Origin of the sequence: Staphylococcus roterodami (assembly GCA_022493055.1) — a bacterium.
Taxonomy (GTDB): Bacteria; Bacillota; Bacilli; order Staphylococcales; family Staphylococcaceae; genus Staphylococcus; species Staphylococcus singaporensis.
The window spans coordinates 2,341,009-2,360,784 of record CP092781.1 but is presented as its reverse complement, the minus strand read 5'-3'; the positions used below and the strand labels follow the sequence as shown (position 1 = coordinate 2,360,784).

Annotated in this window: 23 protein-coding genes and 1 pseudogene; 19 read left to right on the top strand and 5 right to left on the bottom strand. The window is 31.9% G+C overall.

Annotated elements, in window-relative coordinates:
- The first annotated feature begins 104 nt into the window (after nucleotides 1–104).
- The 5 genes and pseudogenes from ML436_11605 to ML436_11585 all read left to right on the top strand — a co-directional run bounded on the left by ML436_11605 (nucleotide 105) and on the right by ML436_11585 (nucleotide 4,597).
- Nucleotides 105–1,013, top strand: coding sequence for an ABC transporter substrate-binding protein (locus ML436_11605; protein ID UMT77764.1), 909 nt, complete (start codon nucleotides 105–107; stop codon nucleotides 1,011–1,013).
- A 250-nt stretch (nucleotides 1,014–1,263) separates the two neighbouring features.
- Nucleotides 1,264–2,205, top strand: a pseudogene (locus tag ML436_11600) (nucleoside hydrolase).
- Between the two features lie 120 nt (nucleotides 2,206–2,325).
- A complete protein-coding gene (locus tag ML436_11595) occupies nucleotides 2,326–2,880 on the top strand; it encodes a biotin transporter BioY (GenBank protein UMT77763.1) in 555 nt (184 codons plus the stop codon).
- A gap of 64 nt (nucleotides 2,881–2,944) precedes the next feature.
- On the top strand, nucleotides 2,945–3,709 hold the full coding sequence (locus ML436_11590) for a GNAT family N-acetyltransferase (protein UMT77762.1): 765 nt from the start codon (nucleotides 2,945–2,947) through the stop codon (nucleotides 3,707–3,709).
- A 411-nt stretch (nucleotides 3,710–4,120) separates the two neighbouring features.
- Complete coding sequence (locus ML436_11585) at nucleotides 4,121–4,597, top strand: hypothetical protein (GenBank protein UMT77761.1); 477 nt, start codon at nucleotides 4,121–4,123, stop codon at nucleotides 4,595–4,597.
- A 158-nt stretch (nucleotides 4,598–4,755) separates the two neighbouring features.
- Here the strand turns inward: ML436_11585 and fdhD are convergent, their stop codons facing one another.
- Complete coding sequence (gene fdhD, locus ML436_11580; protein ID UMT77760.1) at nucleotides 4,756–5,553, bottom strand: formate dehydrogenase accessory sulfurtransferase FdhD; 798 nt, start codon at nucleotides 5,551–5,553, stop codon at nucleotides 4,756–4,758.
- A gap of 286 nt (nucleotides 5,554–5,839) precedes the next feature.
- On the opposite strand from fdhD, the gene modA reads away from it, so the two are divergent.
- From modA to ML436_11555, 5 genes are all read left to right on the top strand, one after another.
- On the top strand, nucleotides 5,840–6,622 hold the full coding sequence (gene modA / locus ML436_11575; protein ID UMT77759.1) for a molybdate ABC transporter substrate-binding protein: 783 nt from the start codon (nucleotides 5,840–5,842) through the stop codon (nucleotides 6,620–6,622).
- Between the two features lie 13 nt (nucleotides 6,623–6,635).
- Nucleotides 6,636–7,307: a molybdate ABC transporter permease subunit gene (modB, locus tag ML436_11570; GenBank protein UMT77758.1), complete on the top strand. Its 672-nt coding sequence runs from the start codon at nucleotides 6,636–6,638 to the stop codon at nucleotides 7,305–7,307.
- Nucleotides 7,308–7,913: an ATP-binding cassette domain-containing protein gene (locus ML436_11565; GenBank protein UMT77757.1), complete on the top strand. Its 606-nt coding sequence runs from the start codon at nucleotides 7,308–7,310 to the stop codon at nucleotides 7,911–7,913. It begins immediately after the preceding gene.
- Nucleotides 7,914–8,084: 171 nt separating this feature from the next.
- Complete coding sequence (locus tag ML436_11560; protein ID UMT77756.1) at nucleotides 8,085–9,089, top strand: ThiF family adenylyltransferase; 1,005 nt, start codon at nucleotides 8,085–8,087, stop codon at nucleotides 9,087–9,089.
- A 23-nt stretch (nucleotides 9,090–9,112) separates the two neighbouring features.
- Nucleotides 9,113–9,619: a molybdenum cofactor biosynthesis protein MoaB gene (locus tag ML436_11555; protein UMT77755.1), complete on the top strand. Its 507-nt coding sequence runs from the start codon at nucleotides 9,113–9,115 to the stop codon at nucleotides 9,617–9,619.
- 16 nt (nucleotides 9,620–9,635) lie between these two features.
- On the opposite strand, the gene moaC is transcribed toward ML436_11555, so the two are convergent.
- The gene (gene moaC / locus ML436_11550; GenBank protein UMT77754.1) at nucleotides 9,636–10,118 is read right to left on the bottom strand and encodes a cyclic pyranopterin monophosphate synthase MoaC; all 483 of its coding nucleotides are present in this window, start codon (nucleotides 10,116–10,118) and stop codon (nucleotides 9,636–9,638) included.
- 62 nt (nucleotides 10,119–10,180) lie between these two features.
- Here moaC and ML436_11545 point away from each other — a divergent pair, with 62 nt between their 5' ends.
- The 7 genes from ML436_11545 to sarV all read left to right on the top strand — a co-directional run bounded on the left by ML436_11545 (nucleotide 10,181) and on the right by sarV (nucleotide 15,226).
- Nucleotides 10,181–11,440 (top strand): molybdopterin molybdotransferase MoeA, encoded by a 1,260-nt coding sequence (locus tag ML436_11545; protein ID UMT77753.1) that lies wholly within the window; start codon nucleotides 10,181–10,183, stop codon nucleotides 11,438–11,440.
- Complete coding sequence (gene mobB, locus ML436_11540; GenBank protein ID UMT77752.1) at nucleotides 11,437–11,922, top strand: molybdopterin-guanine dinucleotide biosynthesis protein B; 486 nt, start codon at nucleotides 11,437–11,439, stop codon at nucleotides 11,920–11,922. The genes ML436_11545 and mobB overlap by 4 nt, the downstream gene beginning before the upstream one ends.
- Before the next feature lie 13 nt (nucleotides 11,923–11,935).
- On the top strand, nucleotides 11,936–12,382 hold the full coding sequence (locus ML436_11535; protein UMT77751.1) for a molybdenum cofactor biosynthesis protein MoaE: 447 nt from the start codon (nucleotides 11,936–11,938) through the stop codon (nucleotides 12,380–12,382).
- A gap of 5 nt (nucleotides 12,383–12,387) precedes the next feature.
- The gene (gene moaD / locus ML436_11530) at nucleotides 12,388–12,621 is read left to right on the top strand and encodes a molybdopterin converting factor subunit 1 (protein UMT77750.1); all 234 of its coding nucleotides are present in this window, start codon (nucleotides 12,388–12,390) and stop codon (nucleotides 12,619–12,621) included.
- 6 nt (nucleotides 12,622–12,627) lie between these two features.
- Entirely contained in the window at nucleotides 12,628–13,227 is a 600-nt protein-coding gene (gene mobA / locus ML436_11525; protein UMT77749.1) for a molybdenum cofactor guanylyltransferase MobA, read from the top strand.
- A gap of 19 nt (nucleotides 13,228–13,246) precedes the next feature.
- Complete coding sequence (moaA, locus tag ML436_11520) at nucleotides 13,247–14,269, top strand: GTP 3',8-cyclase MoaA (GenBank protein ID UMT77748.1); 1,023 nt, start codon at nucleotides 13,247–13,249, stop codon at nucleotides 14,267–14,269.
- A 606-nt stretch (nucleotides 14,270–14,875) separates the two neighbouring features.
- Nucleotides 14,876–15,226: an HTH-type transcriptional regulator SarV gene (sarV, locus tag ML436_11515; protein ID UMT77747.1), complete on the top strand. Its 351-nt coding sequence runs from the start codon at nucleotides 14,876–14,878 to the stop codon at nucleotides 15,224–15,226.
- Between the two features lie 94 nt (nucleotides 15,227–15,320).
- Here the strand turns inward: sarV and ML436_11510 are convergent, their stop codons facing one another.
- Nucleotides 15,321–16,526: an MFS transporter gene (locus ML436_11510; protein ID UMT77746.1), complete on the bottom strand. Its 1,206-nt coding sequence runs from the start codon at nucleotides 16,524–16,526 to the stop codon at nucleotides 15,321–15,323.
- The gene (locus ML436_11505; protein ID UMT77745.1) at nucleotides 16,507–16,962 is read right to left on the bottom strand and encodes a winged helix DNA-binding protein; all 456 of its coding nucleotides are present in this window, start codon (nucleotides 16,960–16,962) and stop codon (nucleotides 16,507–16,509) included. Before ML436_11505 ends, ML436_11510 begins: the two co-directional genes overlap by 20 nt.
- Nucleotides 16,963–17,121: 159 nt before the next feature.
- On the opposite strand from ML436_11505, the gene ML436_11500 reads away from it, so the two are divergent.
- Nucleotides 17,122–17,883 carry a VOC family protein gene (locus ML436_11500; protein UMT77744.1) on the top strand — a complete coding sequence of 254 codons (762 nt, stop codon included), beginning with the start codon at nucleotides 17,122–17,124 and terminating at the stop codon, nucleotides 17,881–17,883.
- On the opposite strand, the gene ML436_11495 is transcribed toward ML436_11500, so the two are convergent.
- Nucleotides 17,875–18,126 (bottom strand): hypothetical protein, encoded by a 252-nt coding sequence (locus tag ML436_11495; protein UMT77743.1) that lies wholly within the window; start codon nucleotides 18,124–18,126, stop codon nucleotides 17,875–17,877. The genes ML436_11500 and ML436_11495 overlap by 9 nt on opposite strands.
- Nucleotides 18,127–18,505: 379 nt before the next feature.
- Here ML436_11495 and femX point away from each other — a divergent pair, with 379 nt between their 5' ends.
- Nucleotides 18,506–19,771: a lipid II:glycine glycyltransferase gene (femX, locus tag ML436_11490; GenBank protein ID UMT77742.1), complete on the top strand. Its 1,266-nt coding sequence runs from the start codon at nucleotides 18,506–18,508 to the stop codon at nucleotides 19,769–19,771.
- Nucleotides 19,772–19,776 lie beyond the last annotated feature (5 nt).

The window sequence follows — 19,776 nt, the reverse complement described above, 5'->3', positions numbered from 1 at the left end:
AATTAAAAATTAAACATTGATAGCTATTGTAAATGAATATGTAATCTTGTATAATTTTGTAGTAATTGATAATCATTTTCAATATTATTCAATAGGAGGAAATTATGAAAAAACTATTATTACCATTAATAATTTTGGTTTTAGTATTAGCAGCGTGTGGGAACCAAGGTGGAAAAGATGACAAAGCTGAAACTAAATCATACAAAATGGACGATGGCAAAACGGTAGATATACCAAAAGATCCTAAACGTATAGCAGTTGTTGCACCAACATATGCTGGTGGTCTTAAAAAATTAGGTGCAAATATTGTAGCAGTGAATCAACAAGTTGATCAAAGCAAGGTATTAAAAGATAAATTTAAAGATGTTACAAAAATTGGCGATGGCGATGTAGAAAAAGTTGCTAAAGAAAAGCCTGATTTAATTATCGTGTATTCAACTGATAAAGATATTAAAAAATATCAAAAAGTAGCACCTACAGTTGTAGTTGACTATAACAAGCATAAATATCTTGAACAACAAGAAATGTTAGGGAAAATTGTTGGTAAAGAAGACAAAGTAAAAGCTTGGAAGAAAGAATGGGAAGAAACTACAGCTAAAGACGGTAAGGAAATTAAAAAAGCAATCGGACAAAATGCAACAGTTTCATTATTTGATGAATTCGATAAAAAACTTTACACATACGGCGATAACTGGGGTCGTGGTGGAGAAGTTTTATATCAAGCATTTGGTTTGAAAATGCAACCTGAACAACAAAAGTTAACTGAAAAAGCAGGTTGGGCTGAAGTGAAACAAGAAGAAATCGAAAAATATGCTGGCGATTATATTGTAAGCACAAGTGAAGGAAAACCAACACCTGGATACGAGTCTACAAACATGTGGAAGAACTTGAAAGCAACAAAAGAAGGACACATTGTTAAAGTAGATGCAGGTACTTATTGGTATAACGATCCTTATACTTTAGATTTCATGAGAAAAGACTTAAAAGAAAAATTAATTAAAGCTTCTAAATAATGAAGATATACAAATAAGTAGAATGAGGGTTTAGCACAAATCAATTTTTGATATCGTGTTAAGCTCTTATTTTTTGTGTATTTAAATTGTAAATTCATTTTAAGAATAATATATTATAATCTTTTATAGAAAAATGGTGAAATGAAGAACTAATCTATCGAAATGGTATAATTTGGTAAATAAGATAAGATGATGCTGTTAGTAATAATAACAAGGCATTATTAAAATTTTAACTCGAAGGGGATTTCAAATGACTAAGAATGTTTATTTTAATCATGATGGTGGCGTAGATGATTTAATATCATTATTTTTATTATTATAAATGGAGAATATAAAATTAATAGGTGTAAGTACAATTGGCGCAGATTGTTATTTAGAACCATCTGTTAGCGCATCTATAAAAATTATTAATCGATTTTCTAATGAAAACATTAAAGTTGCCCCATCATATGAAAGAGGGAAAAATCCATTTCCAAAAGAATGGCGAATGCACGCTTTTTTTATGGATGCATTGCCGATTCTAAATGAGCCTGTTGCAGAGACAACTTCGAAAATAAGTGACAAAGAAGCATATGAAGATATCATTCACGTTTTAAATGAGCAAACAGAAAACGTTATACTATTATTTACAGGGCCACTTACAGATTTAGCTAAAGCACTACAAGAAGATCCTTCTATTACAAAGCGTATTGAACGCTTAGTTTGGATGGGTGGAACATTTTTGCCGAAAGGAAATGTTGAAGAACCTGAACATGATGGTACTGCAGAATGGAATGCTTTTTGGGATCCTGAAGCTGTTAAAATTGTCTTTGATAGTGATATTCAGATTGACATGGTTGCGTTAGAAAGTACAAATCAAGTACCGTTAACATTAGATGTTAGACAAAGATGGGCAAATGAGCGTCAATATCCAGGTGTAGACTTTTTAGGTGTAAGTTATGCAGCTGTGCCGCCATTGACACACTTTATTACGAATTCTACATACTTTTTATGGGATGTTTTAACAACTGCATATATAGGAATGCCTGATTTAGTTTATTCAGTTGAGAAAACAGTAGATGTAATGAGCCATGGTCCAAGTCAAGGGAAGACATATGAATGTGCGAATGGTCGTAAAGTAAATGTTATTGATAGTGTTGATAACAAAGCATTTTTCGATTATATTACAGCACTAGCTAAAAAAGTAGATTAACTTGTGTACGTAATAATTATTATTTTAATGAGTATAGAACTATCCATTGTAAACTTTTTATTTTATAAAGTTTACAATGATGCTATAATTATTTCCATGAAATATGAAAGGAAGTAAATTATGACAACGAAACAATTAGTATATACAGCTTTAATGACGGCAATAATAGCCATTTTAGGGTTGGTTCCAGTAATACCTTTACCGTTTTCAGCAGTACCAATTGTCTTGCAAAATATTGGGATTTTCTTGGCAGGTATAATTTTAGGACGCAAATATGGCACATTAAGTGTTATCGTCTTCTTATTATTAGTCGTTGCAGGTTTACCATTATTATCAGGTGGTCGCGGTGGTATTGGCGTATTCGCAGGTCCATCTGCCGGATTTTTACTATTATATCCAGTTGTAGCATTTATGATTGGTGCGGTACGCGATAGATTCATCAATGAAATCAACTTTTGGGTATTATTTGCTGGCGTTTTTGCCTTTGGTGTCATCGGTCTAGATATTATTGGGACTTTGATTATGGGAATGATTATAAATATACCTTTTACAAAGGCAATATCAATTTCAATTGCATACTTGCCGGGAGATATTTTAAAAGCAATTATCGCAAGTTTGATTGGTGTGGCTTTACTGAATCACTCAAAATTCCGTCAAATTATGGGGTTGAAATAATTACAATTAAGGTACACAAGTAGGTTGATTTTATTATAGTATGGAGTAAAAGGAGTGCGTAATAATGAATACGATGAATATGTCGAATATATACTGTGATGGTAGTATTTTGGAAAATAATGATATGCAAACAATTTATTTAACGCCTTCAACTCCATATCAATATACTAATAATACTTGGATATACAAAAAGACGCCTACACAAGAGCAATGGTTACTAGATTTAAAAAGACAACGTCAATTACATACTGAGCAAGGTTCAAATCATTACTCTTTTCATTTTCCAGAAAATGAATTATTAGATCCATCTTGGATGTCTATGTTTAAAAAGATGAACTTTCAATTAGGTATTATGGAATTATATGCGATAGAAAGTGATCAACTTGCTAAATTACCACGCAATGGTGAAATTAAAATTGCAATTGTCGATGAAATAAATATCAATGATTATTTAAAAGTGTCGTATCAATTTAGTTTACCTTTTGGAACAGAATTTGCCGATGCACATGAAGAAATGGTGAAAGCAAATTATCAAGATGATGCAATTAAGCGCTTAGTTGCTTATTTAAATAATGAACCTGTTGGTGTAGTAGATGTAATTGAAAGTGAACATTATATCGAAATAGATGCGTTTGGTGTTTTAGAATCATTCAGAAATCAAGGAATTGGTTCAACAATGCAATCGTTGATAGGTGAATATGCAATGTCTAGAAATCATAAACCAATTATTTTAATTGCTGATGGTGAAGATACAGCTAAAGATATGTATGTGAAACAAGGGTATATTTATCAATCGTTTTGCTATCAACTATTAAAGGAAGATATGTAGGCAAGTAAAGTTAGCTTGTAAGTATATTACTTAATAATTGAACATATAGTAATGCGAAATAAACATTAATAATTAAAAAAGCAGGAAATCAATTTCAATTTATGAGATTGACTTTCTGTTTTTTTATATTTATAGGCAGGTGTAGTTAGAATTAATGCTTAAATAGTAAAGTACGATAATGAATTGTAAAGACTTTTAAATGGACATTTCAATATTTGTTTTCAATTGTATGCTCGTAAAAGCTAAAAGATTTATGTAGTTAAATTGCTTTTATACAAAAGATTGTATGTTAATATTATTGATTTTGATAAGTTTACGTAAAATATTAGTGTGATTTAAATAATTGTCTTTCGAAAGTGATATTATTTTTATGCAAGTTGCTTTTATTACTTAATTCAGGAGGTAATTTCATTGAAAAAGACTTTTGTAACATCATTATCAGTTTTAATCTTAGCTTCTGGGGTGATAGCTCCTATTTCCAATGCAAGTGAAAAAGTAAATCCGACAAGTGCAAACGAATTACAGAAGAATATTGACTATGATGAAATTGCAAGACAGGCTGCAAAAGAAAATGGTGCAAATGTAGAAGTTGAAAAAGAAGGAAAAGCGACACTTACGTTAAAAGCTGCTAAAGCACTTTTGCAGAAAAATAAAGATAAAATTAATGGAGCAATCAAGTCTGCCATTAATAAATTACCTCTTAGTAGTGAACAAAAGAAAAAATGGGCTGCAGCAATTACAATTGATGGTTTTTTGAAATATTTAAATAGTGTTACCAATTTCACAGGCAGTATTGAAGATGCTGCCCAAGACTGGCTAAAGAGTATCGGTGTTCCTGGATGGTTGGCACAAGTAATTGTTAAAACAATATCATTCTTCCTTGTTTAAAAAAGTAATAAAATTTTAGCAATACAAAAGATAAAAAGCGGAGCCTAGGACAAAAATCAATGTCCCTAGGTTCCGCTTTTTATAGTTGTACATAATCAGTCAAAATATAGAAATTGATAAATGTATTGAACTTTAAAATAAAGATAAGCTTTATTTGCTTATTTTTCAGATTCAACTATGCGCTCTGGATGGCTATAAATATTAAAACCACCATTTCGTATAAATCCAACAGCAGTAATATTAAGATCGTTTGCTAAAGTTACCGCAAGTGTTGTTGGTGCCGACTTGGATAAGATAACACCTACACCAATTTTCGCAGCTTTAATTAAAATCTCAGATGAAATTCGACCACTAAAAATCAATACTTTATCTCGAACAGTAATATGTCGTTGAATACAAAATCCATAAAGTTTATCAAGAGCATTATGTCTACCAATGTCTTGTCGATGTTCGAAAAATGAAAGGCCATCACTAATAGCAGCATTATGAAGACCGCCTGTTTCTTGGAAAATATAGCTAGCACTTTGAAGGCGAGTCATCATATTAATAATTTGTTGAGGGGTTAAAGTGATTTTAGACATCGAAGTTTTGGCAATTGCAGCATCATTTTGAAAATAAAATTCACGACTTTTCCCACAACAAGATGCAATCATGCGTTTTGTTGAATATTGAAAACGATCTCCTAAATCTTTTGTAAGTTCAACATGTGCAAAACCTTTACTGTCATCTATCATTATCGATTTCAACTCAGCTCTTTTTAAAATCGCTCCCTCGGAAGCCAAAAAACCAATAACAAGTTCTTCAAGATTTGTTGGACTACATATGACTGTGGCAAATTCTTCACCATTAACCATAATTGTAAGTGGAAATTCAGTCACATATTGATCCGTTGTCTCAAATAACTTTCCGTCTTCGTATCTAACAACTGGTTGATCTAAAGATACATCTTTATTCATCATCTAACCCCTTTATATAGCTTGGTCTTCATTTTAAATCAATTTGCTTAATATTTTAACATATTTGCTTATGTCACAATTTTTTCGAAATTAAAATAATAGAAAGCAATTATTGTGTTATGCAAAGAAATGACTTTATTTACTTGTTGTTCATAGAGTAACAAAGAACTATGGAGACTTTTAGTAAGTATGTGTATGTTCATTTGAAAATAAATACATCTTTTCAAAATAATGAGTAGGTGTATAATGGGAGTGTAATTATCATTAAAAATGGGGGTATCACACGATGAAAATGAAACATATTGTAGCTATTATTATGGCATTATGTCTAGTATTAGCCGGATGTTCAAATTCAAATGATAGTAAAGATAGTAAGAAAGATGCTGCAGACAATGGTAAAAAGCAAGAAATTCAAATTGCAGCAGCTGCAAGTTTAACAGATGTAACAAAAAAATTGGGATCGGAATTTAAGAAAGAGCATAAAAATGCTGATATTAAATTTAACTATGGTGGATCAGGGGCATTAAGAAAGCAAATCGAATCAGGGGCACCAGTTGACGTCTTCATGTCTGCAAATACTAAAGATGTAGATGCATTAAAAGATAAAAATAAAGCACATGATACATATAAATATGCGAAAAATACTTTAGTGTTAATCGGCGATAAAAATTCTAACTATAAATCAGTTAAAGATTTAAAAGATAATGACAAATTAGCTTTAGGTGAAGTGAAAACTGTACCAGCTGGTAAATACGCTAAACAATATTTAGATAATAATAATTTATTTAAAGATGTTGAAAACAAAATTGTGTATGCGAAAGATGTAAAGCAAGTATTAAACTACGTTGAAAAAGGTAATGCAAAACAAGGTTTTGTATATAAAACAGATTTATATAAACAAAACAAAAAAATTGATACTGTAAAAGAAATTCAAGATATTCAATTGAAGAAACCAATTACGTATGAAGCAGGCGCGACATCAGATAATAAATTAGCAAAAGAATGGATGGAATTCTTAAAATCTGATAAAGCTAAAGAAATTCTTAAAGAATATCACTTTGCAGCGTAAGGAGTTGTAATCCATGCCTGACTTAACACCTTTCTGGATATCAATACGGGTTGCTGTTATTAGTACGATAATTGTAACTATTTTAGGTATATTCATATCAAAATGGCTGTATCGTCGTAAAGGTTCATGGGTTAAAGTATTGGAAAGTTTTTTGATATTACCTATTGTTTTACCGCCAACGGTATTAGGTTTTATTCTATTAATCATTTTTTCGCCAAGAGGACCAATTGGTCAATTCTTTGCTAATGTACTACATTTACCCGTAGTGTTTACTTTGACAGGTGCTGTAATTGCATCTGTCATTGTTAGTTTTCCGTTAATGTATCAACATACAGTGCAGGGTTTTAGAGGTATAGATGCCAAAATGATTAATACAGCTAGAACTATGGGAGCTAGTGAAACGAAAATTTTTCTTAAATTAATTTTACCTTTAGCTAAACGTTCTATTTTAGCAGGCGTTATGATGAGTTTTGCACGTGCATTAGGTGAATTTGGGGCTACCTTAATGGTTGCTGGATATATTCCAAATAAAACGAACACGCTACCTTTAGAAATTTATTTCTTAGTTGAACAAGGCCGTGAAAATGAAGCTTGGTTATGGGTATTAGTACTAGTTGCATTCTCTATTGTAGTCATTTCAACTATCAATTTATTGAATAGAGATAAATACAAGGAGGTCGACTAGATGCTTAAAATTAATTTGAAATATCAATTAAAAGATACTTTAATCCATATAAATATAGATGACGTTGAACCTAAAATATATGCAGTGCGTGGCCCGTCTGGTATCGGCAAAACAACTATTTTAAATATGATTGCAGGATTACGAAATGCAGATAAAGCAATTATTGAAGTGAATGGGCGAATGCTTACAGATACTGAAAATAATATTAACGTTAAAATACAACAACGCCGTATTGGTTATCTTTTTCAGGATTATCAACTATTTCCGAACATGACTGTTTATAAAAATATTACGTTTATGGCTGAACCATCAGAGCACATTAATCAGTTAATGAAAACATTAAACATCAATCATTTAATTGATCAATATCCTATGACATTATCTGGTGGGGAAGCACAACGTGTTGCACTTGCACGAGCGCTCAGTACCAAGCCAGATTTAATTTTATTAGATGAACCTTTTTCTAGTTTGGATGATGTTACAAAAGATGAAAGTATAACATTAGTTAAACGTATTTTTAAAGAATGGCATATACCAATTATCTTTGTGACACACTCTAATTATGAAGCGGAACAGATGGCGCATGAAATTATCACAATTGGGTAATCATTATAGTGTGTATTAAGAAAGAGTTTAAAACGTTTTAAACATGATAGAAGTGTATGATTCTATCGTCATTTTAAATATGTTTTAGGCTCTTTTTTGGGCGCGAATTTTGAGAGGAATTGACGCGCGTCATATAATGAAAGTAATGATAAAAAGAAAGGATAACTAAATGTGAGCCGAGAACGTTATTCAAGACAAATTTTATTTAAACAAATAGGCGAAAAGGGTCAAGACAAAATTAATCATAAACATGCACTAATAGTAGGCATGGGGGCTTTAGGCACTCATGTAGCAGAAGGACTTACGAGAGCCGGTATTGCTAAATTAACAATCGTTGATAGAGATTATATTGAATTTAGTAATTTACAAAGACAAACGCTATTTACAGAAGATGATGCATTGAAAATGATGCCTAAAGTTGTTGCTGCCAAAAAGCATCTGTTAGATATTCGAAGTGATATAGAAGTTGAAGATTTTATTGCACATGTTGATTATTACTTTTTAGAGTCACATGGACAGCGTGTTGACGTTATCATTGACGCAACAGATAATTTTGAAACGCGCCAATTAATTAATGATTTTGCATATAAACATCGTATTCCTTGGATTTATGGTGGTGTAGTACAAAGTACATATACAGAAGCTACATTTATTCCTGGAGAAACGCCATGTTTCAATTGTTTAGTACCTCAATTACCGGCATTAAATTTAACATGTGATACAGTTGGCGTTATTCAACCTGCTGTGACTATGACGACGAGCTTACAGTTGAGAGATGCGATGAAAATACTTACGGAGCAACCGATTGAAACGAAAATAACTTACGGCGATATTTGGGAAGGGAGTCATTATTCATTTGGTTTCAGTAAAATGCAACGTTCAAACTGTACAACTTGTGGTGATACACCAAGTTATCCGTATTTGAATAAAAATGAGCAATATTATGCAACGTTATGTGGTAGAGATACAGTTCAATACGAAAATACAGCAATTACACAAGACATGCTCATTCAATTTTTAAATGATCAGCAATTAAATTATCGAAGTAATACGTATATGGTAATGTTTGAATTTAATGGACATCGTATTGTCGCATTTGATGGTGGAAGGTTTTTAATTCATGGTATGACACGAACATCAGATGCAGTGCATTTAATGAATTTATTATTTGGTTAATTACACAAAAGGAGTGATTAGTAATGGGTGAACATAAAAACGTAGAATTAAATCGTACTGTAAAAGCAGCAGTTTTGACAGTATCTGACACGAGAGATTTCACTACAGATAAAGGTGGTCAATGTGTACGTGAACTTTTGCAAGAAGCACAGGTTGAAGTGACAGATGCACACTATAAAATAGTCAAAGATGACACAACAGCAATTACAACACAAATTACAAGATGGTTAGAAGAAGATATAGATGTCATCATTACAACTGGCGGAACAGGTATTGCCCAAAGGGATGTAACAATTGAAGCGGTAAAACCAATGCTTACTAAAGAAATAGAAGGATTTGGAGAATTATTTAGATATTTAAGCTATGCAGAAGATGTAGGTACGCGTGCCTTATTATCGCGAGCTATTGCCGGTACAGTTAATGACAAGTTGATTTTCTCAATACCAGGGTCAACGGGTGCAGTTAAATTGGCATTAGAAAAGCTCATTAAACCAGAATTAAATCATCTGATTCATGAGCTGACAAAATAATTGGTTACTTATTTGATCATCGGTGATAGTCTCCAGATTTACCGCCAGATTTACTTTCAAGATATGTTTCGCCAATGATCATACCTTTATCGACTGCTTTTGTCATGTCATAAATGGTTAATGCGGTTGCAGAAGCTGCAGTTAAAGCTTCCATTTCAACACCAGTTTTGCCAGTAGTTGAGACTGTTGTTTGTATATTTAATGTATAGCTTGGTGCCTGTGTTTCATCCCATTGAAAATTAATATCTATGCCAGTCAATGGTAAAGGATGACACATAGGTATAATTGTTGAAGTATTTTTAGCCGCCATAATACCAGCAATTTGTGCAGTATTTAATACGTTACCTTTGGCATTGGTATTTGTGGTTATTTGATTATAAATGGTTTCGTTTACAGTAATACTTGAATGAGCGACAGCAGTTCTTTTTGTAATGTTTTTGTCAGAAACGTCGACCATTTTAGCATGACCTTGTTGATTAATATGAGTAAATTCAGTCATTTTACCCCTCCTAATGCATCCAGTATATCATGAAAAAATAAAAGTTTTGGAGATGATTTTTAATGGTAGTAGAAAAAAGAAACCCGATTCCGGTTAAAGAAGCAATACAACGCATCGTTAAGCAACAAAGTACAATGCCATCACAAAAGGTTTCACTTGAAAATAGTTTAGGTCATATTTTAGCGGAAGATATTGTTGCTACATACGATATTCCTAGATTTGATAAATCACCATACGATGGTTTTGCTATACGTAGCATTGATTCACAAGGTGCAAGTGGTCAACATCGCATCGAATTTAAAGTAATTGATCATATTGGTGCTGGATCAGTTTCTAATAAAGTTGTAGGTGAGCACAAGGCAGTAAGAATTATGACTGGGGCACAAATTCCGGAAGGTGCAGATGCAGTCGTTATGTTTGAACAAACTATCGAACTTGAAGATACATTTACAATCCGAAAACCTTTTACTAAAAATGAAAATATTTCTTTGAAAGGCGAGGAGACAACAACTGGAGATATTGTGCTGAAAAAAGGGCAAGTGATTAACCCAGGTGCCATAGCGGTATTAGCAACGTATGGTTATACTGAGGTTCAAGTTATTAAACAACCAAGCGTTGCTGTCATTGCAACAGGAAGTGAATTGTTAGATGTCAGTGACCCATTAGAAGATGGGAAAATTCGTAATTCTAATGGGCCTATGATTCATGCTTTAGCTGAAAAATTAGGTCTTGAAGTAGGTATTTATAAAACGCAAAAAGATGATTTAGAAAGTGGTATTCAAATTGTTAAAGAGGCCATGAGTAATCATGATATCGTGATTACAACTGGTGGTGTTTCTGTAGGAGACTTTGATTATCTACCGGAAATTTATAAAGCGGTAAATGCTGAGGTACTATTTAATAAAGTTGCAATGCGTCCTGGTAGTGTCACAACAGTAGCATTTGCAAATGGTAAATACTTATTTGGCTTATCTGGGAATCCATCAGCATGTTTCACTGGATTTGAACTATTTGTCAAACCAGCTGTGAAACATATGTGTGGTGCGCTAGAAGTCTTTCCACAAGTAGTTAAAGCAACTTTAATGGAAGACTTTTCAAAAGCAAATCCATTCACTCGTTTTATTCGTGCAAAGGCGACATTAACTAGTGCCGGTGCGACTGTAGTGCCTTCTGGATTTAATAAATCAGGTGCAGTTGTTGCGATTGCACATGCAAACTGTATGATAATGCTACCTGGAGGTACACGTGGTTTCAAAGCAGGTCATACTGTTGATGTGATTTTGACAGAATCAGAAGCTGCTGAAGAGGAACTACATTTATGATTTTACAAATCGTAGGTTATAAAAATTCTGGAAAGACAACACTAATGTCACATGCAGTGTCATTGCTAAAATCACAAGGTTATAAAGTTGCTACGATTAAACATCATGGCCATTATGATGAAGATATTCAATTACAGCATAATGATGTAGATCATATGAAACATTTTGAAGCAGGAGCAGATCAAAGTATTGTACAAGGTCTAGAATTTCAACAAACTGTTACACGAGTTGAAAATCAAAATCTTACTCAAATTATTGAAAAATCTGTTACAATTGACACCAATATCATTTTAGTTGAAGGTTTCAAAAGTGCCGTTTTTGACAAAGTGATTGTCTATCAAAATGAGCAAGATTTAGAGAAATTGCAACTATTATCAAATATATGCTATAGCATTAACGTCAGGGAGACAAATGATTTTACCTTATTTGATAATTGGCTATTAAATAAAGTGAAAAATGATTGTGACGCACAATTTAAATAGAGGATTGAAATGAATGAAACAATTTGAAATCGTGACTGATCCGATAGAAACAGCCCCATACCGAGATTTCACTATTAATGAATATCAAGGAGCTATAGTTGTTTTTACAGGTCATGTACGAGAATGGACTAAGGGAGTTAAAACGGAATATCTTGAATATGAAGCATATATTCCGATGGCTGAAAAGAAATTAGCACAAATCGGGGATGAAATAAATGAAAGATGGCCAGGTACGATTACGAGCATAGTGCATAGAATAGGGCCATTACAAATTTCGGATATTGCTGTATTAATAGCAGTATCATCGCCACATCGTAAAGATGCATACCGAGCAAATGAATACGCTATCGAACGAATTAAAGAAATCGTTCCAATATGGAAAAAAGAAATTTGGGAAGATGGTTCTGAATGGCAAGGTCATCAAAAAGGTAATTATGAGGAAGCGAAGAGGGAGGAATAATAGAAATGAAGGTACTTTACTTCGCAGAAATTAAAGAAATTTTACAAAAATCACAAGAAGATATTGTGCTTGAAAAAGCGGTAACTGTTCAGCAATTTGAAAGCTTTTTATTTGAACGTTATCCACAAATAAATCATAAAAAATTTCAAGTAGCTGTAAATGAGGAATTTGTACAGAAATCTGATTTCATAAATCCGAATGATACCGTTGCACTGATTCCACCAGTTAGTGGGGGGTAAAATTATATGAAAGCAATTATTCTTGCAGGTGGTCATTCAGAACGTTTTGGTAAACCGAAAGCTTTTGCAGAATTGAACGGCGAACCTTTTTATAGAAAAATAATTAATACGTTGAATTCGACAAATATGTTTAATGAAATTATTATAAGTACAAATGCGCAATTGTCAACGCAATTTGATTATCCAAATGTTGTTATAGATGATGATGAACATCAAGATAAAGGTCCATTATCAGGTATTTATACAATTATGAAACAATGCCCTGAAGAGGAGTTGTTTTTTGTCGTTTCTGTCGATACACCTATGATTACTGGTAAAGCTGTTAGCAGTTTGTATCAATTTTTAGTATCGCACCTTATCGAAGCGCATTTGGATGTTGCGGCTTTTAAAGAAGAAGGACGATTTATACCAACCATTGCCTTCTATAGTCCGAATGCACTGGATACTATAACTAGAGCTTTAAACTCAGACAATTATAGTTTTAAAAATGTATACCGTGAGTTATCTACAGACAGTTTAGACGTGAATGATGTAGATGCACCACCGTATTGGTATAAGAATATAAATTATCAACAAGATTTGGACACATTAATAAAAATGTTGTAAGTAATTAGGGGGTCCGGAAATGGTAGAACAAATTAAAGATAAACTAGGACGTCCAATCCGTGACTTACGGTTATCTGTGACAGATCGTTGTAATTTTAGATGTGATTATTGCATGCCTAAAGAAGTTTTTGGGGATGACTTTGTATTTTTACCTAAAAATGAATTGTTAACTTTTGATGAGATGACGAGAATTGCTAAAATTTATTCGGAATTAGGCGTGAAAAAACTTCGTATTACTGGTGGTGAACCGTTAATGCGAAGAGATTTAGATCAACTCATTGCAAAATTAACTCAAATCGAAGGTATTGAAGATATTGGGTTAACAACAAATGGTTTATTATTAAAAAAACATGGTCAAAAATTATATGATGCTGGACTTCGAAGAATTAATGTCAGCCTAGATGCTATAGATGATACGCTGTTTCAATCAATTAATAACCGAAATATTAAAGCTTCAACGATATTGGAACAAATCGATTATGCAAAATCTATAGGTTTCAATGTTAAAGTTAATGTTGTTATACAAAAAGGAATTAATGATGGTCAAATTATACCAATGCTTAACTATTTTAAACAAAAGCACATTGAAATTCGATTTATAGAATTTATGGATGTCGGTAATGATAATGGTTGGAATTTTAATAAGGTGGTAACAAAAGATGAAATGCTTACAATGATTGAACAGAATTTTGAAATAGAAGCTGTTGAACCTAAATACTTTGGTGAAGTTGCAAAATATTATCGTCACAAGGACAATGGTGTTAAATTTGGATTGATTACAAGCGTGTCACAATCATTTTGTTCGTCATGTACACGTGCAAGATTATCATCAGATGGAAAATTTTACGGGTGTTTATTCTCGACTGTCGATGGTTTTAATGTTAAGTCGTTTATTCGCTCTGGTGTAACTGATGAAGAATTAAAAGAGCAGTTCAAAGCGTTATGGCATGTGCGAGATGATCGTTATTCAGATGAAAGAACGGCACAAACTGTTGCCAATCGTCGACGTAAAAAAATTAATATGAATTATATTGGTGGTTAGATGATTTAACGTCGCATTGATTAAAATAAATTTTTGTTTATCAACCTTTTATTTATGGAAAGTAAACATCACGTAGATATTATAAGTATGATAGTTTCTATGAGATGAAGTGAGGCCTTTTTATTATTTTAGCCACCATTTGGATCATTATGCTATGATGTGTTTTTAAATTAAATTTAAGTTAGCATACGATTTTCTGTGAAGTGAAAAAATTATTAATGTATTATCTATGCGTTCTAATTGTATAGATAACTAAATTCCCCACTAAAATAGCGGTCATGTCTATACTAAATTATATAGAGATGATCGTTTTTATATTTATATAAGTCAGCTAACGCTGTCGAAATTTAAAAATGTGTATGAACAACATGTATGTTATTGTCAAAAATAGTGCTGAGTCATTAAGTTGTAAAATATCGTATTTAAGTATAAAATTTGTCAATTAAATAACGAGTTGTCCAAAAGATATAAATCTAAACAAGATATAGACATCAATTTAATATTTGTAATAGATAAAATGCTAAGTTTGATATATAATTAATTTAAGTAATTGTATTATAATATGAATTACAAACATCTAAGAAGAAACATAGGAGGCATCATATTATGAGTAATAAGGTTCAACGTTTTATAGAAGCAGAAAGAGAGTTAAGTCAGTTAAAGCACTGGTTGAAATCAACACACAAGATTTCTATTGAAGAGTTTGTAGTACTTTTTAAAGTGTATGAAGCTGAAAAGATTAGTGGTAAGGAATTAAGAGATACATTACATTTCGAAATGTTATGGGATACAAGTAAAATTGATGTGATTATCCGTAAAATCTACAAAAAAGAACTTATTTCTAAACTGCGTTCTGAAACGGATGAAAGACAAGTATTCTATTTCTATAGTGCGTCACAAAAGAAAGTACTAGACAAAATTAAAAAAGAAATAGAAGTATTAAGCGTTACAAATTAATTTTATAAAAGCATGCTAATCAATACATCGTATCAATGTCTTGGGGACAGACAAATGATGTAATTTGATTAGCATGCTTTTTTATAAGTGACAGCTAGTGTGAAGCATTATGTGTAACATGACGTCCATGAACAAAGAAATAAACAACCATGGTAATAATAGCTAAAGCTGCCATAAAACCAAATATTTCACTATGTGAAAACATATGGCTAAATAATCCTAGAAACGATGGACCAAAGCCGACACCAGCATCAAGCCCTACATAAAACGTAGATGTAGCAATGCCATATTTAATTGGTGGTGAGACTTTAATAGCAATTGACTGCATAGCAGATGATAAATTTCCGTAACCTAAACCAAGACATGCACCAGCAATTAAAATTAGCCAACTTTGATGACTTATAATTAAACATACGAATGACAAGAAGAGCATAAGAAATGCTGGGTATACAATCACATTTTCATTTTTATCATCCATCAATCTGCCGGCAATCGGTCTAGTAACTAATGATGCAATCGCGTAACAAATGAAGAAATAACTTGCTGCTGTAACTAGTTGACGCTCGATAGCAAATGCTTGTAAATAAGTTAAGATTGATGCGTAAGTTATACCGATTAAGAGCATGACAGTGGCCACTGGAATGGCTTCTTTAGCAATAAATTGATGAATACTAAATGTAGGCTTTTCTATTACTTTATGATTTGTCTTACTTTCGGACATATCGAAATCAACTTTTATAAATAATGAGATGATCAATCCTAGTACACCTAATACTGCACAAATAATGAAAAGTAAATTAATACTATATTTTGTGATAAGTAACATACCAAGAAATGGTCCAATTGCTGTACCTAAAACCAAACTAAGTGAAAATAAACTGATGCCTTCACTTTTTCTATTAACAGGTGTGACGTAAGCAGCAATAGTACCTGTAGCCGTAGTTACAATGGCAGTGGCAATACCGTTAATAAGACGAACAAATATTAAAAATGTTAAAGAACCGTCAACAAAATAAAGTAATTGAGTCAGGATTAAAGCAACCAAACCAATAGATAATATGCGTTTTGGGCCAATTTGATTGACGAATTTTCCAGTACCAAAACGACCTATTAAAGAACCAACAATGAATAACCCAACTACTAGACCAGCTAGAGAATCAGAGGCGTGGAATGTTTGTTTGCTGTAACCTGCTATGACTACTAGTAATAAATACATACATAAATAAACGATAAAATTAACTATAAAGTTAATGGTAAAACTTTTGGTGAAAATTGGTGCTTTATTTGTTGTTTGATTCATCTTTACTTGTCTCCTTCAATAGTGTTTCATGAATTTGATGCATTATTTTAACTGTTTCTGTCATTTCAGTATTTGAAATCTCAGTTTTTTTGATGATAGATTGTTGAAGTATTTGTATATCGTCACAAACTGTTCCATACAATTCGTTTCCTTTTTCGGTTAAACTTAAAAACTTTTGGCGTTTATCTTCTAAACTGTTTTCCACCATAATTAACTCATTTTCAATTAGTACTTTTAATGTTTTTCTTGCTGTTGGTTTTTCAATCGCGCGTCGATGTGAAATATCTATGAGTGTGGTTGGTTGATGTTTTGCGATATCACGTAAGATTAACCATTGACCATAATATATGTTGTGTTTATCTAAAATCGGTTCAGCTAATTTTAAATAAGGTCTATAAACCGAAATAAAACTATTAAAAAATTCATGTTCTAGCATAGTGACATCTCCCGTTTTTAATTAGTTAGCTTGGCTAACTATTTTAGAACATTAGTAATTATAAAACGAAGATAAGCGGAAAGCAATATATAATTATTAAGAGCATAAAATTTTATACTTTGTTAAAATAAGCGTAATTACATGTAAATGGGGGATACCATGGTATTAAAATTTGATCATATTATTCATTATATTGACCAGTTGAATCATTTTAATTTTCCAGGAGACGTTATAAAGTTGCATTCAGGTGGTCATCATAATAAATTTGGAACATTTAATAAGCTAGGTTACATTAATGAAAATTATATTGAACTATTAGATGTAGAAAATAATGAAAAATTAAAGAAAATGGCAAAAACGATAGAAGGTGATGTTGCCTTTGCTACTCAAATTGTTCAAGAAAAATATGAACAAGGTTTTAAAAATATTTGCATTCGTACAGATGATATAAAAGCAGTGAAGAATAGATTACAAAGCGAACAAATTGAAGTTGTTGGGCCAATTCAAATGGAAAGAGATACACATAAAGATGGTAAAGTGAAGTGGCAATTACTTTATATCATGAAGCAAGATGACGATATAAAGCCTCCATTTTTTATTCAATGGGAAGAAAGTGATTCAGTTCGAACTGAAAAATTGAAAAAATATTATCAAACACAGTTTTCTGTTGAGACAATTATTATGAAAAGTACAAATCGGTCACAAACAGTAGAAAATTGGGTGAAGTGGTACGATATGGACATTGTGGAAGAAAGTGACAATTATACAGATTTGATTTTAAAAAATGATGATATTTATTTTAGAATTGAAGATGGTAAAGTTTCAAAATATCATACTATGATTATTAAAGATGCACAGGCAACTTCACCATATTCAATTTTTATAAGAGGTGCTATATATCGATTTGAACCATTAGTATAGATATACGTATGTACTATGTGCAAGTATGGCCATATGAATTACAGCTAGTATGATAGATAAAATAGTCAACGTATTGTTTAAACGTGATGACTTAATTAATATGAAAAAGACTGATAATATAAATGTGAAAAAGATTAGTATGACACGTAAACTAAAGTAATTTACTGTTAGTGGCTGGCTAAGTGTCATGATAATTGCGACGATGTTCATTATTATAAATAAACTTAAAATAATTGTTCTCATTTAAAATACCTCATAATTAGATTATTGATATTATAACAAGGGTATTCGTATATGAACATTAAAGTGTTTATGCTATATCGAGATTTAAAATTGATGATAGTATGAGCTATTGATGAAAATAGTATTAAACTAGAATGATTTTGCCGAATGTGAAGGACAGTAATTTTTAAATACAGAAATGATGAGGCTGTGAAAAACACTTCATTAAAAGTCATAACTTTATATATTACAAAGTGGTTTTAGGTGCATATTTTTATCGGAGAATAATGTAAGTATTAAAAAAGAAATATCGATATGATATGTATGCTCTGAATCGACACTGTAAGATTCAAACTGTATAATTATATGTATTGTTAAATAGAAGGAGATATCATAAATCATGGAAAAGATGCATATCACTAATCAAGAACATGACGCATTTGTTAAATCTCATCCTAATGGAGATTTACTACAATTAACGAAATGGGCAGAAACAAAAAAATTAACTGGATGGTACGCAAGAAGAATCGCTGTAGGTCGTGACGGTGAGGTTCAAGGAGTTGCTCAGTTATTATTTAAAAAGGTTCCTAGATTACCTTATACGTTATGTTATATTTCACGTGGTTTTGTTGTTGATTATAGTAATAAAGAAGCTCTGAATGCGTTATTAGAAAGTGCGAAAGAAATTGCTAAAGCTGAGAAAGCATATGCAATTAAAATTGATCCTGATGTTGAAGTCGATAAAGGTACTGATGCATTACAAAATCTGAAAGCACTAGGATTTAAACATAAAGGGTTTAAAGAAGGTTTGTCAAAAGACTATATTCAACCACGTATGACTATGATTACGCCGATTGATAAAACGGATGATGAATTATTAAATAGTTTTGAACGTCGTAATCGCTCAAAAGTGAGACTAGCTTTGAAACGTGGTACTACGGTAGAACGTTCTGATAGAGAAGGATTAAAGACATTTGCTGAATTAATGAGAATTACTGGGGAACGTGATGGTTTTTTAACACGCGATATCAGTTATTTTGAAAATATTTATGATGCATTACATGAAGATGGGGATGCTGAACTATTTTTAGTAAAATTAGATCCAAAAGAAAATATAGCTAAGGTAAATCAAGAATTAAACGAACTTAATGCGGAAATTGCTAAATGGCAACAGAAGAAAGAAACATCTGAGAAACAAGCTAAAAAAGCACAAAACATGATTAATGATGCTCAAAATAAAATTGCTAAAAATGAAGATTTGAAGCGTGATTTGGAAGCATTAGAACGTGAACATCCGGAAGGTATTTATCTTTCTGGTGCGTTACTAATGTTTGCTGGGTCGAAATCATATTACTTATATGGTGCATCTTCTAATGAATTTAGAGATTTCTTACCAAATCATCATATGCAATATACGATGATGAAATATGCGCGTGATCATGGTGCGACAACTTATGATTTCGGTGGTACAGATAATGATCCAGATAAAGATTCTGAACATTATGGCTTGTGGGCATTTAAAAAAGTGTGGGGCACATACTTAAGTGAAAAAGTTGGTGAGTTCGATTATGTACTAAATCAACCGCTGTATCAATTAATTGAACAAGTTAAACCGCGCTTGACGAAAGCTAAAATCAAAATATCACGTAAATTAAAACGTAAATAAATACA